The following is a 15,508-nucleotide window of genomic DNA, read 5'->3' as shown; positions in this document are numbered from 1 at the left end:
ATTGGTTGCCGAGGATTTTTAACAAAATTAAGAAAAAGAATTACTAATGACTAACCTGTTGACCCTGGTCAACTTACAGGCAGATAGGGCTGCTATTTTGCAAGGCTTCGCAATGGAGCCAATAAAGAAGAACGATAAAATGCAAATTAACAGACGGAGTTTTTTCAAAATCTGTGCTGGCGGGTTGGCGGGCACCAGAGCGGCGTTACTCGGTTTTGCCCCCACCACAGCCTTAGCCAGCGTCAGAGAGTTCAAACTCATTCGCGCCAGAGAGACGCGTAATAACTGCACCTACTGCTCAGTCGGCTGCGGCATGCTGATTTACAGCCTGGGTGATGGCGCTAAAAATGCCCGCGCCTCGATTTACCATATTGAAGGCGATCCTGACCATCCGGTCAGTCGTGGATCGCTCTGCCCCAAAGGCGCGGGCGTGCTCGACTTTATTCACAGTGAACAGCGCCTGAAATACCCGGAATACCGCGCGCCAGGCTCGGATAAATGGCAGCGCATCAGCTGGGATGAGGCATTTGACCGCATAGCCCGCCTGATGAAGCAGGATCGCGATGCCAATTTCCAGGCCACCAATGCCGCTGGCGTCACGGTAAACCGCTGGCCGACTACCGCCATGCTCTGCTCTTCCGCCGCCAGTAATGAAACCGGCCTGCTCGATCAGAAATTTGCCCGCTCGCTGGGTATTCTGGCGCTGGAAAATCAGGCGCGCCTGTGTCACGGCCCGACCGTGGCCGCGCTGGCCCCCAGCTTTGGTCGTGGTGCAATGACCAATAACTGGAACGACATCAAAAACGCCAATGTGGTGATGATCATGGGCGGCAACCCCGCCGAGGCGCATCCGGTTGGCTTTAAATGGGTGATTGAAGCCAAAACTCATAACAATGCGCAGGTCATCGTGGTCGATCCACGCTTTAACCGCTCTGCGGCGGTCGCCGATCTCTACGCGCCACTGCGTGCCGGCAGCGATGTGGTTTTCCTGATGGGGGTGATCAACTATCTGCTGCAACACAATCAGATTCAGCAGGAGTATGTTCGCGCCTTCACCAATGCCGCCCTGATTGTCAGCGAAGGCTTCAGCTTCAGCGACGGATTGTTCAGCGGTTACGATGCTGAAACCCGTCAGTACGATCGAACCAGCTGGCACTATGAGCTGGATGAAAACGGCCATGCGAAACGCGATGAGAGCTTCACTCACCCACGCTGCGTGCTGAATCTGCTGAAAACCCATGCCAGCCGTTACACCCCGGAAATGGTGACGCGCCTGTGCGGCACTTCGCAGGAATCCTTTATTGCGGTGTGCAGGCAGCTGGCCTCCACCTGTGTGCCGAATCGCACCGCGACTATTCTCTATGCGCTGGGCTGGACTCACCACACCAACGGTTCGCAGATTATCCGCACGGCGGCGATGATTCAGCTGCTGCTGGGTAATATCGGGATGCCAGGCGGCGGTATTAACGCGCTGCGCGGCCACTCCAACGTGCAGGGCTACACCGATCTCGGCCTGCTGGCGCAGAGTCTGCCGGGCTATCTGCCATTGCCCTCAGAGAAGATGACGACCCTGGCAACCTACCTGCAGCAGGCCACGCCGGTTGCGACACTGCCGGATCAGGTCAACTACTGGCAGAACACCGACAAATTTTTCGTCAGCCTGATGAAGAGTTTCTATGGCGATAAAGCCACCGCAGAAAACCAGTGGGGCTACGACTGGCTGCCGAAGTGGGATAAGAGCTACGACTGCATGGCGCAGGCGGAGATGATGGAACAGGGCGCGCTCAATGGTTGCCTGATTCAGGGCTTCAACCTGCTGGCCGCCTTCCCGGACAAAAATAAAGCGGTCCGGGCACTGTCCCGCCTCAAATATATGGTGGTGATCGATCCGCTTCGCACCGAAACCGCCAGCTTCTGGCAGCATCACGACGAGTTCAACGATGTCGATCCCTCGAAAATCCAGACCGAAGTGTTCCGTCTGCCCTCTTCCTGCTTCGCTGAAGAGTCGGGATCGGTGGCCAACTCGTCGCGCTGGCTGCAGTGGCACTGGGCGGCTGCGGAGCCGCCCGCTGAAGCGCTGCACGACGGTAAAATCCTCGGCAATCTGTTCATGCGTCTGCGCGCGCTCTATCGCCTGGAAGGCGGAGCAAACCCTGAACCGCTGATGGCAATGCGCTGGGACTACCGCGATCCGTCGAATCCTGAGCCGGAAGAGGTGGCGCAGGAGAACAACGGTCAGGCGCTGGCCGACATTTACGACGCCAGCGGCAAGCTGTTGCTGAAAAAAGGCCAGCAGCTCAACGGCTTCTCAGAGCTGCGTAACGACGGCACCACCGCCAGCGCCTGCTGGATCTACAGCGGCAGCTGGACGCCGGAAGGCAACCAGATGGCACGACGCGACAACGCCGACCCATCGGGGCTGGGCGCGGTCTCCGGCTGGGCCTGGGCGTGGCCGGCTAACCGCCGCATTCTCTATAACCGCGCCTCCGCGGATGCGCAGGGTAAAGCCTGGGATCCGAATCGCCGCCTGATTGAGTGGGATGGCACTCGCTGGCACGGCATTGACGTGCCGGATTATCCGGTAACGCTGTCGCCGCAGCAGCAGGCCGGTCCGTTTATCATGCAGCCCGATGGTCTTGGCCACCTGTTTGCGCTCGATAAGATGGCCGACGGCCCCTTCCCGGAACATTACGAACCGATGGAAAGCCCGCTCGCCGACAATCCTATGAATCCGCAGCAGCGTCATAGTCCGGTCGTTCGACTGTTCAGCAGCGACGCCGCGCAACTGGGCGAGGCCGCTGACTATCCCTGCGTCGCCACCACCTATTCCATCACCGAACTGTTCCGCCACTGGACCAAACATGCCCTGCTGAACGCGATTGCGCAGCCGGAGCAGTTTGTTGAAATCGGCACCGAACTGGCAGAGGAGAAAGGCATCAAGGCCGGAGACAGCGTCAAAGTCTCGTCGCGCCGTGGCTATATCAAAGCCAAAGCGGTGGTAACACGTCGTCTGCAGCGTCTGATGATTGACGGCAAGCCGGTTGATACCGTGGGTATTCCCTGTCACTGGGGCTTTGAAGGCACCACGCGTAAAGGCTTCCTCGCCAATACGCTGACGCCGTCGGTTGGCGATGCCAACTCGCAGACCCCGGAGTACAAGGGATTTTTAGTGAAAGTGGAAAAAGCGTAACGGTAGATGACAATGGCTTATCAATCACAAGATATTATCCGTCGCTCAGCGACCAACGGCTTCACCCCACCGCCACAGGCGCGCGATCACCAGCGTGAAGTCGCGAAGCTCATTGACGTCACCACCTGTATTGGCTGCAAAGGCTGTCAGGTCGCCTGCTCCGAATGGAACGACATCCGCGATGAAGTCGGTCATAACATCGGGGTCTATGACAACCCTACCGATTTGACCGCCAAATCCTGGACGGTGATGCGCTTCTCGGAAGTTGAAGAGAACGGCAAGCTGGCCTGGCTGATTCGCAAAGATGGCTGCATGCACTGCGCCGATCCCGGCTGCCTGAAAGCCTGTCCGTCGGCAGGTGCCATTATTCAGTACGCCAACGGCATCGTCGATTTCCAGTCTGAGCAGTGTATCGGCTGCGGCTACTGCATTGCGGGTTGCCCGTTCAACGTGCCGCGGCTCAACAAAGAGGATAACCGCGCCTACAAATGCACCCTGTGCGTGGATCGCGTCAGCGTCGGCCAGGAGCCTGCCTGTGTGAAGACCTGTCCGACCGGTGCCATTCATTTCGGCAGCAAAAGCGACATGCTGACGCTGGCGGAGGAACGTGTAGCGGAGCTGAAGTCGCGCGGCTTTGCGCAGGCTGGCCTCTACAACCCGGAAGGCGTGGGCGGCACCCATGTAATGTATGTGCTGCATCATGCCGACAAGCCTCAGCTCTACCACGGGCTGCCTGCTAACCCGGGCATCAGCCCGACGGTGACCTTCTGGAAAGGGATCTGGAAACCGCTGGCGGCGGTGGGTTTTGCCGCTACGTTCGCCGCCTCTATTTTTCACTATGTTGGCGTTGGCCCGAATCGCGTCACTGAAGAGCACGACGACAACGACGATCATCCTGAGGAGCGCAAATAATGAAAAAGCCCGATCATCTGGTGCGTTACCGCGCACCCGAACGCATCAATCACTGGATTGTCGCGATTTGCTTTGTCATGGCCGCGTTAAGCGGATTAGGGTTTTTCTTTCCGTCGTTCAACTGGCTGATGCAGATATTTGGCACACCACAGCTGGCGCGTATTCTGCATCCTTTTGTCGGCGTGGTGATGTTCGTTGCTTTTATGCTGATGTTTTTGCGTTACTGGAAACACAACCTGATTAATCGCGATGACCTTTACTGGGCCAGAAACATTCACCGGATTGCGCTGAATGAAGAGGTGGGTGATACCGGTAAATATAACTTTGGTCAGAAGTGTGTGTTCTGGGCTGCTATTATCAGCTTAGTGTTGCTGCTTGCCAGTGGCATCGTGATCTGGCGACCTTACTTTGCCGATGCCTTCGCCATTCCGCTGATTCGTCTGGCGTTGGTGGTACATTCGGTGTCAGCGGTGGCGCTAATCATCGTCATTATGGTGCACATTTATGCTGCGTTGTGGGTCAAAGGCACACTGACCGCGATGGTGGAAGGCTGGGTCAGCGCCGAATGGGCCAGGCAGCACCATCCTCGCTGGTATCGCGAGCAGCGTAATCCGCCAATAAAACAGGAAAAACGCCCCTGATGAGTATTCGCATAATCCCGCAAGATCAGCTGGAGAAAGGCGAAAAGACAACGGCGGAGATGATTCCGCCGTTACTTTTTCCACGGCTGAAAAATTTATACAGCCGTCGTGCTGCGCGACTGCGTGACCTGGCGGCGAAAAACCCACTCGGCGACTACCTGCGCTTTGCGGCGGTGATCGCTGAAGCGCAGGAGATTGTGCTGTATGACCATCCGCTGCACATCGACCTGCATGCCCGCCTGACGCAGAGCGCCAGCGAGGGCAAGCCGCCGCTGAATATTCATACCCTGCCGCGCGATCCCCACTGGCAGCGACTGCTGCATTCACTGATTGCCGAGCTGAAACCAGAGATGAGCGGTCAGGCACTGGCGGTGCTGGAGAATCTGGAGAAGGCGTCCGCCACCGAGCTGGAAACGCTGGCCAGCGCGCTCTTTACCGGCGAGTATGCGCTGGTCAGCAGCGACAAAGCACCCTTTATCTGGGCGGCGCTTTCGCTCTACTGGGCGCAGATGGCGGCCCTGATCCCAGGCAAAGCACGCGCTGAGATGGGTGATCAGCGTCAGTTCTGTCCGGTCTGCGCCAGTATGCCGGTCGCCAGCGTGGTGCATATGGGCAGTCATGAAGGCGCGCGCTATCTGCACTGTAATCTGTGCGAAAGTGAATGGCATGTGGTGCGCAGCAAATGTACCCAGTGCGAACAGTCCCGTGATCTGCATTACTGGTCGATCGACAGCGAACGGGCGGCGGTGAAAGCAGAGAGCTGTGGCGACTGCGGCACTTACCTGAAGATGCTCTATCAGGAGAAAGATCCGGCCATTGAACCGGTGGCAGATGACCTGGCATCGCTGATACTGGATGCCAAAATGGAGCAGGAAGGCTTCGCACGCAGCAGTCTCAATCCCTTTATGTTTCCTGGCGAATAGTCACTGACTCTGGAGAACCCGATGAAACTGATTGGCAGCTATACCAGCCCGTTTGTGCGTAAGATTTCGATTATCATGCTGGAAAAAGGCATTACTTTTGAATTCGTTAACGCATCGCCTTACAGCGATGACAGCCACGTGCCGCACTACAATCCGCTGGGCAAAGTTCCGGCGCTGGTCGCTGACGATAAGCAAATCTGGTTCGATTCCAGCATCATTGCGGAGTTTCTGGAACTGCGTGGCGTGGAGCCTGCTCTGCTGCCTGCCGATCCGCTTGAATCGCTTAACATCCGTCAGCTGGAGAAGCTGGCGGATGGCGTCAGCGATGCCGCGCTGGTGATCGTGCGCGAGCAGATGCGTCCGGGGGATTTGCAGTCGGAAGAGGTGCTGTTGCGCAATCGTGAAAAGATTCAGCGCAGCCTCGACATGCTGGAAGCGAAGGCGGCAGAGGGGAAATGGCTTAACAACGGCCAGCTCAATCTGGCGGATATCGCCACCGGTTGCATGATCGGCTACCTCAATTTCCGTCGCGTAGTGCCGAACTGGTGTGTCGAACGACCGGCGCTGGTGAAACTGGCGGAAACGCTGTTTCAGCGTGAGAGCTTTGCAAGGACGACGCCGCCTGCGGCGTGATGGTGTGCTGAGCCAGAACCATTAAGAAGGACAATGGTGTCTGGCTCCATTTCAAGGTAATGACTTCATTAAGAGCAGCAGAAATCTGGAGCCAGGCTATAGATCAGTAAAAGCCCACGAATATTAATTTTACTGGATTATCTTCATTCCTGCCTCTGGACTTTCCGCTCGGAAATTTTAACTATCACTCAGTTAACCCGGATTTATAAAAATAATAATTAATGCGTATAGTTGTTTTAAAATTAATCATAAGTGAACTTATAATTTATAATGTAAGACCCTATTTTATTAGTATGAGCCGTCACCCATACTTTAGTCATACCTTGCTTCCTGTCATTGTATAAATTCGTACGATTTGTACAAAGTTGAAGCCATCTTTTTGTGTGAGCATCTTTAATCCACAAACCAGCTTCACAATGGCTATATTTCCCAACTGCCGGACCTGGAAACGTAACCTCGTATTCAGACTCATACTGAACAATGTTACCAGGAGCGATATAAACATAGACACTGTAACAATTTAGAATGCATATAAGACCAATAGAAAAGCCACATCCAAAAGCTTTCAGTACATAGATAGCTGATTCACCAACTGGTCTAAAATAAACAACTCGCCCCGAAAAAACAAGACCTACTATTGATGCAACAGTAATGTATGTTGTCCACTCGGGAACACTCTTCATTAATACAACACGACTTGCGACGCCAGTTGACCACATCAGATACCATAGCCATGCTGCGAATATGATGAAAAAAACGGAGAGTAATAAATAGCGTTTAACATTGCCTTTTTCATAGCCAGAAAAAAAACGGCTTCCATGCATTTTAATCTTTCCTTATATAACACTAAAACTTATTTTAACTTCTGGTTGTTAGTGAGCTATCTTCTCATAAATATACTTTCAAACAATTCAATTTGCTAATGGAATTAGCGAAAACTCACTTTCACTTTGCTAGTTGACTATAGGTTTTAGAGCGTATTTTTATTATACTTCGTCACTCACACCGTCCGGTACGCCTGTCAGCGCCGAGTTGCAAGAAGCATAAGAGGTTACCGTACCCAGCAACGCGCCCCTATCGCCTGTACTTCCGAATAGTCTTCCGTCAGCTTATTTATCTGCGTTGCCAAGCAAACTGCATCCGTATCGCTTACCACCTGCGCCAGGTTCTTACCCGTCAGCCCCTTCACCGACACCGTCTGGCGGAAACACTGTTTCAGCGTGAAAGCTTTGCAAGGACGACGCCGCCTGCGGCGTGATGGTGTGCTGTAGATGGCAGGTGAAAAATTAAAAGGTGCGGTTTGGGGGCTAATTGTCTAATTCAGCTCTGAAGCGTGCCGTTCTGTCTGACGACGTTCTTATGCCTGACAATCTGATGCTGGATGAACAGGCTAACTATCTTTGATAGCGGCCTGATATTTTCCGGGATGTATGAAGTACTCGCAGGATGCAAACGCCATCTGTTTCGGCAACATAGATGATGATGAACGGAAAGCGTGGCACCACCAGTTTATATTGTTTTTCTGTGCCGACTTTTGTTCCGGCCCGCGGGTTTTCGCTAAGCAGACTGGCCATATGGGTAAACTTATCGTCTGTTGCACTGGCTACCAGCAGGCCAGCCTCACGATACAGATAACGAAATATCGTCTCCCTGTCTGCCTGCGCCTGTTTTTCCCATTGAACGGCTGATATCACAACGTTCCCCGCGCGGCCTGCGCTTTCAGTTCTTCCATGCGGGCATTCATTTCATCGTTACTGATGAACTCGCTATCACCGGCTTCATAACGACTGAATGCCGCCGTGATTTGCTCTTCCAGCCATGCATCATGTTGGCCATCCTGATATTGCCGCTCTTCAGCAGCCAGCTCTTCCGCTCGCTGACGCATAACCTCTGTCAGCGTCATCTTCTGGCGCTCTGCTGCCCGCATCGCCAGCCGTTTAACGTCCTCATCAATCCTGAAGTGGATAGTACTCATAACCTGACTCTCGCGTGGTGTCATTTGTGGTGTCATCATGCCTGTCATCCTTTTCCCTGTCATCATCATTTCACTCTTATGCGATGCCGGAAATCGCCATACCCATATAAACAAATGGCCGGCTGCAGATGCTGAAGAGAGTATTGGGAAGAGGATGTAAACGAAATAGTAAATGGAAAAAACAATCCGTTTTTCAGAGACGACTCGCAGTTTATTACTTAGCTTTCAGCGAGTTTACAAAGCGGGCGGTGTATATTTGAACAGGAGAAAACAGAAAAGGAAGAACGTAACGAGAGATTTTTAGCGCGAGCTGAAGGTGGTGGAACACCAACAGCCCGCTGACCACAACTAACTGAACTGGAGTTAATTATGGCTAGAGCTGATTCTACGTCAGAACCCGCTGTACCCCAAGCACGCAAAAGCATCGTTGGTTACCGCCCCAACGGTGGCAGACCGAATCCATTACCCCAACTGACCATCAAAGGACGATGGCTGGAACAGTGGGGATTTATCAAAGGCCAGCCGGTCAGCATCATCGCCGAAAAGGGCCAGCTGATTATCCGCATCGCGACCGTCAGGGAGGATGATTTATGAATAACAGCCTTATCCAAGGGTCGGTGCCGGAGCTGAACATCGCGGGCACTCAGCTTGACGCGCTCGGCTTCACCACCGACACGCCGATCCGTCTGGTGCTGCGCGATAACAAGATTTCGGTAACAACCGTGATCGATGAAGCTGAGTGGAAAGTACTCTGTGAAGCCAGCCAGCAGAGGCAGGATTTAGGTGCAGAATGGGTGCGGGAGAACGGTGAGCTGGTTATCGGCGGCGACTGGCTGACCGGCTTTGATATCACTGAGGTGGAACAGCTGGAGATTACCGCTGAACCCGGTGTGATTCGGTTGCAGCGGCGGTAAGCGGGAAGGATTTAGGGATTAAAAGCAAAATCCCGGCTCACTGGCCGGGATTTAACGTTTAAGGCTGATAATCTTCATATTCCCAGGCAAATACGCGGGAGAGTTTATGCGCTATCTCCATCCAGTCTCTCCCTTCGCACTGGTCGATATAATCCGTAATGGTTTTGGTGATCTCATCCAGATCGTATTTACGCACCAGAAGCGTATGGCGCATCAATTCTGGTAGCCAGTGGTGTTTGCAGAGCCATTCTGGGGTACAGACATAAACCTCAAAATGATTTATTCCTTTTTCTTCTGATGGCCCTATACATAAATGGGCTAAAAATTGAAAACAATCATCTTCTTCAGGTTCATAACTTGATAAATCAAACCAATCACAACCAATACTTCTCAGAGATGCTTTCATTTATTTTCCCCTGAAATATTCAAGTGACCGTTACCAGTTTTATCCATTTTTCCTGTTTCAATATTTTTTGTATAACTTTCAAAGTTAGCCTGAGTTCCCGTTGGATTTAATGAATCCGGAGCATTTGGCTTTTCTTTAGGGGATCTATAAATTCTGGTTCCATCAGCACTGACTAATCCTGTGCCATCACTTGTTGGTCTGGCTCCGTCTCCCACCCAAATTTTACCCAGCCGATCAGCTTCCTCTTTAGTGCCAGTACCAACACCATAGTTCAGCTTTCCATTGTCACCTTTGACAACCGCCGCCAGTCTGGGATCCTGCTTCGCGATATTATTCAGATTTTGCTGGATCAGATCTTCTTTCAGTTTTGGATAGGTAGCTGAACTATAGGCCGATATTTCATCACTTGCTTTATTAATCAGCTTCGACGCTTCAGCCACGTCCCCTTTCTTCAGCGCCGTTTCTGCTGCCCTGATGACCTTGCCTGCCGCATCTCCCGCGCCAGGAATGATACCGATTGCAGTCACAAGATAATCAAGCGCCGACTGCGCTTCCGCAAAGCTTTTGATATCACCCACAACAGGTACGAAGTCAGCACCCAGCGAAGCCATATCTTTCAGCGCTTCACGCCGCTCTTCATACATCTTCACCGAGCAGGCTTCGGCGCTCATGCCGCCGCAGTTTGCCTTCTTATAGCGTTCGTTTTCCGCCTCAACGTACTCACCGGCCTTCTGTTCCGGCGTCTTACCTTCAGACTGCGCCTGCGCAATATCACTCAGTGCGTTATTTTCCAGCGACGTTTTCCCCGCCTGCGCCCCCGCCACCGCATCCGCCGTGCTGTCACCCACAACGCCGCCCGCAAGACCCGCCGCCAGCGTACCCAGCGCGCTTATCGTCTGCCGCTGCTCCTCAGACAGGTCACTGCGCTTAACCCCCGGATACAGCTGCTGCGCGATGTACTCGCCCATCACCGCGCCCGAGGCTCCGGCCACCCGGCCATAATCGGCAGCCAGATAGAGCTCATGTCCGCGCGAGAAAAGATTCCAGCCAATTTCGTTGCGCCACAGCAGTCCTTTTTCCCCCGACAACATCTGTTCACCGTCGAAGCCGCGTACCGTATAACGGCCGGCAATCGCCATGCGCTCCTGTGGCGTCAGGGCATTCGGACTCCATTGGCCCCGCACACTGCTGTAGACCCGCCAGGGCTGCTCGCCCACAGCGAAAGGATGGTTGATGCCGAGGTCGCCCAGCAATATGCCGGTACGCGCGCTGCCCTGATGACGCGACTCTTCTGGTGCAGGAAGCGCATTAAACGCACCAGTACCGCGCCGCCAGGCGATACTGGCGTCCAGCGTGCTGCTGCCCAGATAGCTATGCTGATTCAGGCCCAGTTCCCAGCCCGCGGTGCGCCGCTTTTGCTGCACAATGTCGATATCGTTGACGGCGTTGGTGGAATGTTTGCGGTAGCCACGCAGATTAAGCGTGGTTTTGTTCGACTGATCGCGGTAGAGCAACCGGGAGACCGTGAGCTGGAAATTATCGCTCTTGCCGCTGTAGCGCAGCACCTCATTGGCATTGGGGATGTTCTGGTGATAGGTGTAGTCGTTGTAGTTGGCGGAAACGGCCCAGTAGCCTATCGGGAAAAAGTAATTCAGGGTGTGCGAGCGGTTACCGAACGGCCCATGCTCAAACAGATTTTTGCCAATATTGGCGTAAAACAGATCGTTCTGCGCAAAGGGCGCATCCACTGCGAGGGTGGCGGAACCGAGGTAGCGCCCGGTACTTCTGGAGCCGCTGTCATCCAGTCCCAGACTGAGCCGCACCGGTCTGCCTTCGCGCCAGTTGACCTGCAGATCGCTGGTGGCTTCCTGCTCGCCCGGCACGATTTTAATGTCGGCACTGGCACTGGGCACCCGCTTGAAGTTCTCCAGCCCCTGCTCAATATCCCGCAGATTTAATATCTCGCCCGATGACGCCGGAATCGCATTCCACAGCCGTCCACGCCAGGAAACCGGTTCATCAAAACGGATCCTGCTGATACGGCCCGGCTGTAACGTCAGCGTTAATACGCCTTTAGTCAGATCCTGCTCCTGTGCCATGACGCGGGTGGTGACATAGCCTTTGGCGAGAATTGCATTCTGCACTTTGTTAATGACCAGCACGATGCCCTGTCCGCCCAGGCAGCGGCCGGTGGCATCCGCGGCGGCGTCGAGCGCCCACTGAAAACGGCTGGCTTCATCGCCAGTCAGGGCGATCTGATTGATGGTAAAGCAGGGTTGCTCACCGGCAGGATAACCGGGCAGACGACTATCAGGACGGGGAAGATGTTCATTCGCCTGCGGCGCATTCTGCTGTTGCAGCACGCGCTCGCGCATCTGCTGACGCAGTTGCTCGCGGGCATCAATCGCCTGGCCTTCTTCGCGGGGATTATCGGCTGGCGGGGCTGCCATCAGCGGGGAAGCAGAGCAGAGCAGCGCGCCTGCCACCATGGTGAGCAGACGCACTGGCGGATGCCAGAGCGATAAACAAATCCTTTTCATGAAAATTCCATTTCACTAAATGTAACCGGGTGTAAATTCTGGCGAATTATCCATCAGGAGAGGGGAAAAACAAGAGGGCTGGCTATTTTTAGGGCGGTTTCTTAACCTCCGCATTGATGAAAAACCTTAGAGTATGACAGGAGAAAAATTAACAATTAAACTTTTGATATATAGACATAATATTTATAACCTGGCGCATCACCACAGCCGATTTCTGATGACCGGCAATGGCAGTTTAGGCACTTTAGCGTATTCATTTGCATCCTAAAAAATGGCCGCTATAGCGGTCACACTCAGGTATGAGTTGAAAACATCAGGCCAAAAAATCCCATAAAAAAAGGGACGATTGCTCGTCCCTTTTCCGCACAACAAATAGCATTACTGTAGCAGTGAGATATCCGCGACCTGCAGGAACAGCTCACGCAGTTTTGACAGCAGCGTCAGGCGATTAACCCGCACCGCCTGATCGTCGGCGTTAACCATCACTTTATCGAAGAAGTTGTCTACCGCAGTACGCAGCTGTGCCAGTTCGACCAGCGCATCCTGATAACGACCTTCAGCGAAGTAAGGCTGCAGCTTGCTGCTCAGCGCAGTGACAAAGGTCGCCAGCTGGATCTCTTCATTCTCTTTCAGCAGCGACGCCTGCACGCTCTCATTCAGCGTTTCAGTCGATTTTGCCAGAATGTTAGAGACGCGCTTGTTCGCCGCCGCCAGTGCTGCGGCTGCTTCCAGCGTACGGAAGTGCGACACCGCTTTCATGCGTGCATCAAAGTCAGCCGGACGGGTCGGACGACGCGCCAGAACCGCCTGCAGCGTGTCGATGCTGTGACCCTCTTCCTGATACCAGGCGCGGAAGCGACCCAGCATAAAGTCGATCACATCATCCACCACGCGGGCGTTGCTCAGCTTGCTGCCATACAGGCGCACCGCTTCTTCGGTCAGAGTCTGCAGGTCAAGCGGCAGGTTCTTCTCAACGATGATACGCAGCACGCCCAGCGCCGCACGACGCAGTGCGAACGGATCTTTGTCGCCTTTTGGATGCTGACCAATGCCGAAAATACCGGCCAGCGTATCCATTTTATCGGCAATCGCCAGTGCACAGGCGACAGGGCTGGACGGCAGATCGTCACCGGCAAAGCGCGGCTGATACTGCTCATTCAGCGCCACCGCCACATCTTCGGCTTCGCCGTCGTGACGCGCGTAGTGCATGCCCATCACGCCCTGGGTGTCGGTGAACTCGAAGACCATGTTGGTCATCAGGTCACACTTCGACAGCAGGCCCGCGCGGGTGGCGTGATTCACATCTGCGCCAATTTCACCGGCAATCCAGCCCGCCAGGGCCTGAATGCGATCGGTTTTATCGCGCAGCGTGCCCAGCTCTTTCTGGAACAGCACCGTCTCCAGACGCGGCAGGTGATCTTCCAGACGCTTTTTGCGGTCGGTATTAAAGAAGAACTCCGCATCGGCCAGGCGTGGACGTACCACTTTTTCGTTGCCGGAGATAATCTGGCGCGGATCGCTGGATTCGATGTTGGTGACGAAAATGAAGTTCGGCATCAGGTTGCCGTCATTGTCATACACCGGGAAATACTTCTGATCGCCTTTCATGGTGTAGACCAGCGCTTCCGCAGGTACCTTGAGGAATTTCTCTTCAAAGGTCGCGGTCAGGACCACCGGCCACTCCACCAGCGATGTCACCTCTTCCAGCAGGCTGTCGCTGATATCAGCGTTGCCGCCTAAACGGCGTGCTGCTGCTTCAGCATCGGCTTTAATCATCGCTTTGCGGACCTGATAGTCGGCAATGACCTGGCCGCGTTTTTCCAGCACATCAGGGTACTGATCGGCGTTGTCGAGCGTGATTTCGCTTTCACCCATAAAGCGGTGACCACGAATAACCCGATCTGACTTAATGCCCAGAATGGTGCCTGGGATCAGCTCATCGCCCAGCAGCATCGTCACGGTGTGAACCGGACGAACGAACTGCACATCGCTGTTGCCCCAGCGCATCAGTTTTGGCACCGGCAGCTTGCTGAGCGCGGTAGCGATCATTGCGGGCAGCAGCGCCTGGGCCGCTTCGCCTTTGACCTGAGCGCGATAAACCAGCCATTCGCCTTTATCGGTGGCGAGACGTTCAGCCTGATCGACGGTAATGCCGTTGCCACGCGCCCAGCCTTCGGCGGCTTTGGTGGCGTTGCCGTCAGCGTCAAACGCAGCAGAGATCGCCGGTCCACGCTTCTCTACTTCCCGATCGGGTTGTGAGGCGCTCAGGTTTGCGACTTTCAGCGCCAGACGACGCGGCGCAGCAAACCAGCTGACCTCGCCGTGGCTCAGGTTAGCGGCATCCAGTTCAGCAGTGACCTGCGCGGCAAAGGCTTCTGCCAGGCTGCGCAGGGCTTTTGGTGGCAGCTCTTCGGTGCCGATCTCCACCAGGAAGGTTTGTTCAGTCATGGCTGCCTCTTACTTTTTGTTATTGCACATCGGGAAGCCCATTGCCTCGCGAGAGGCGTAGTAAGCTTCAGCCACGGCTTTGGTCAGGGTACGAATGCGCAGAATATAGCGCTGACGCTCTGTTACCGAGATCGCTTTGCGGGCATCCAGCAGGTTGAAGCTGTGTGCCGCTTTAAGAATGCGTTCGTAGGCGGGCAGTGGCAGCGGTTTTTCCAGCGCCAGCAGATGCTGCGCCTCTTTCTCATACTGCTCGAAGCAGGTAAAGAGGAAATCAACGTCGGCGTATTCGAAGTTATAGGTGGATTGCTCCACTTCGTTCTGATGGAACACGTCGCCGTAGGTGGTTTTGCCCAGCGGACCGTCGCTCCACACCAGATCGTAAACGCTGTCGACGCCCTGGATGTACATCGCCAGACGCTCCAGACCGTAGGTGATCTCGCCGGTCACCGGCTTACACTCCATGCCGCCAACCTGCTGGAAGTAGGTGAACTGCGTCACTTCCATGCCGTTGAGCCACACTTCCCAGCCGAGTCCCCAGGCACCCAGCGTCGGGTTTTCCCAGTTATCTTCCACGAAGCGAATGTCATGCACCGTCGGGTCCATACCCAGCTCTTTCAGCGAGCCAAGATAGAGCTCCTGAATGTTGTCCGGTGAGGGTTTGATGATCACCTGGAACTGGTAATAGTGTTGCAGGCGGTTCGGGTTTTCACCGTAGCGGCCATCGGTAGGACGGCGTGATGGCTGCACGTAAGCGGCGGCGATCGGCTCCGGGCCGAGTGCGCGCAGGCAGGTCATCGGGTGTGAAGTGCCAGCGCCCACTTCCATGTCCAGCGGTTGGACAATGGTGCAGCCCTGACGCGCCCAGTAATCCTGCAAGGTCAGGATCAGCCCCTGAAAGGTTTTGGTATCAAACTTTTGCATGTTGA

The 15,508-nt window shown here is 54.5% G+C and carries 14 protein-coding genes and 1 pseudogene; 7 read left to right on the top strand and 8 right to left on the bottom strand.

What is annotated here, in order from left to right; translation table 11 throughout:
- Nucleotides 1-139: 139 nt before the first annotated feature.
- Genes fdnG through ACO6VX_RS18135 form a run of 5 tightly spaced genes read left to right on the top strand, consistent with a single transcriptional unit; the run spans nucleotide 140 to nucleotide 6,299 of the window.
- Nucleotides 140-3,190 (top strand): formate dehydrogenase-N subunit alpha, encoded by a 3,051-nt coding sequence (gene fdnG, locus ACO6VX_RS18155; RefSeq protein ID WP_422458249.1) that lies wholly within the window; start codon nucleotides 140-142, stop codon nucleotides 3,188-3,190.
- Nucleotides 3,191-3,202: 12 nt separating this feature from the next.
- Nucleotides 3,203-4,102, top strand: a complete 900-nt coding sequence (fdxH, locus tag ACO6VX_RS18150; protein WP_010257476.1) for a formate dehydrogenase subunit beta — start codon at nucleotides 3,203-3,205, stop codon at nucleotides 4,100-4,102.
- Nucleotides 4,102-4,743, top strand: a complete 642-nt coding sequence (gene fdoI, locus ACO6VX_RS18145; RefSeq protein ID WP_010257478.1) for a formate dehydrogenase cytochrome b556 subunit — start codon at nucleotides 4,102-4,104, stop codon at nucleotides 4,741-4,743. The genes fdxH and fdoI overlap by 1 nt, the downstream gene beginning before the upstream one ends.
- The gene (gene fdhE / locus ACO6VX_RS18140; RefSeq protein ID WP_052270951.1) at nucleotides 4,743-5,666 is read left to right on the top strand and encodes a formate dehydrogenase accessory protein FdhE; all 924 of its coding nucleotides are present in this window, start codon (nucleotides 4,743-4,745) and stop codon (nucleotides 5,664-5,666) included. Before fdoI ends, fdhE begins: the two co-directional genes overlap by 1 nt.
- Nucleotides 5,667-5,687: 21 nt before the next feature.
- Entirely contained in the window at nucleotides 5,688-6,299 is a 612-nt protein-coding gene (locus ACO6VX_RS18135) for a glutathione S-transferase (protein WP_010257484.1), read from the top strand.
- A 242-nt stretch (nucleotides 6,300-6,541) separates the two neighbouring features.
- Here the strand turns inward: ACO6VX_RS18135 and ACO6VX_RS18130 are convergent, their stop codons facing one another.
- From ACO6VX_RS18130 to ACO6VX_RS18120, 3 genes are all read right to left on the bottom strand, one after another.
- Nucleotides 6,542-7,123, bottom strand: a complete 582-nt coding sequence (locus ACO6VX_RS18130) for a hypothetical protein (RefSeq protein WP_071785050.1) — start codon at nucleotides 7,121-7,123, stop codon at nucleotides 6,542-6,544.
- Between the two features lie 570 nt (nucleotides 7,124-7,693).
- A complete protein-coding gene (locus ACO6VX_RS18125; protein ID WP_010671632.1) occupies nucleotides 7,694-7,993 on the bottom strand; it encodes a type II toxin-antitoxin system RelE/ParE family toxin in 300 nt (99 codons plus the stop codon).
- A complete protein-coding gene (locus ACO6VX_RS18120; RefSeq protein ID WP_010671631.1) occupies nucleotides 7,990-8,274 on the bottom strand; it encodes a DNA-damage-inducible protein J in 285 nt (94 codons plus the stop codon). The genes ACO6VX_RS18125 and ACO6VX_RS18120 overlap by 4 nt, the downstream gene beginning before the upstream one ends.
- 369 nt (nucleotides 8,275-8,643) lie before the next feature.
- Here ACO6VX_RS18120 and ACO6VX_RS18115 point away from each other — a divergent pair, with 369 nt between their 5' ends.
- Complete coding sequence (locus ACO6VX_RS18115) at nucleotides 8,644-8,868, top strand: SymE family type I addiction module toxin (RefSeq protein ID WP_010257490.1); 225 nt, start codon at nucleotides 8,644-8,646, stop codon at nucleotides 8,866-8,868.
- The gene (locus tag ACO6VX_RS18110; protein ID WP_010257495.1) at nucleotides 8,865-9,188 is read left to right on the top strand and encodes a hypothetical protein; all 324 of its coding nucleotides are present in this window, start codon (nucleotides 8,865-8,867) and stop codon (nucleotides 9,186-9,188) included. Before ACO6VX_RS18115 ends, ACO6VX_RS18110 begins: the two co-directional genes overlap by 4 nt.
- A gap of 58 nt (nucleotides 9,189-9,246) precedes the next feature.
- On the opposite strand, the gene ACO6VX_RS18105 is transcribed toward ACO6VX_RS18110, so the two are convergent.
- From ACO6VX_RS18105 to glyQ, 5 genes and pseudogenes are all read right to left on the bottom strand, one after another.
- On the bottom strand, nucleotides 9,247-9,594 hold the full coding sequence (locus ACO6VX_RS18105; protein ID WP_029519699.1) for an immunity 8 family protein: 348 nt from the start codon (nucleotides 9,592-9,594) through the stop codon (nucleotides 9,247-9,249).
- Entirely contained in the window at nucleotides 9,591-10,562 is a 972-nt protein-coding gene (locus ACO6VX_RS18100; RefSeq protein ID WP_422458263.1) for a VENN motif pre-toxin domain-containing protein, read from the bottom strand. The genes ACO6VX_RS18105 and ACO6VX_RS18100 overlap by 4 nt, the downstream gene beginning before the upstream one ends.
- 15 nt (nucleotides 10,563-10,577) lie before the next feature.
- A pseudogene (locus ACO6VX_RS18095) lies at nucleotides 10,578-12,134 on the bottom strand (ShlB/FhaC/HecB family hemolysin secretion/activation protein); the annotation flags it as partial.
- Nucleotides 12,135-12,512: 378 nt separating this feature from the next.
- Nucleotides 12,513-14,582: a glycine--tRNA ligase subunit beta gene (gene glyS, locus ACO6VX_RS18090; RefSeq protein WP_010258943.1), complete on the bottom strand. Its 2,070-nt coding sequence runs from the start codon at nucleotides 14,580-14,582 to the stop codon at nucleotides 12,513-12,515.
- Between the two features lie 9 nt (nucleotides 14,583-14,591).
- Nucleotides 14,592-15,503, bottom strand: coding sequence for a glycine--tRNA ligase subunit alpha (glyQ, locus tag ACO6VX_RS18085; RefSeq protein WP_010258942.1), 912 nt, complete (start codon nucleotides 15,501-15,503; stop codon nucleotides 14,592-14,594).
- Nucleotides 15,504-15,508: the final 5 nt, after the last annotated feature.

Source organism: Pantoea sp. BJFS-204 (assembly GCF_049310725.1).
In the GTDB taxonomy this organism is placed as follows: Bacteria; Pseudomonadota; Gammaproteobacteria; order Enterobacterales; family Enterobacteriaceae; genus Pantoea; species Pantoea agglomerans.
The sequence above is the reverse complement of the archived record's forward strand: the minus strand, read 5'-3'. Positions and strand labels throughout refer to the sequence as shown.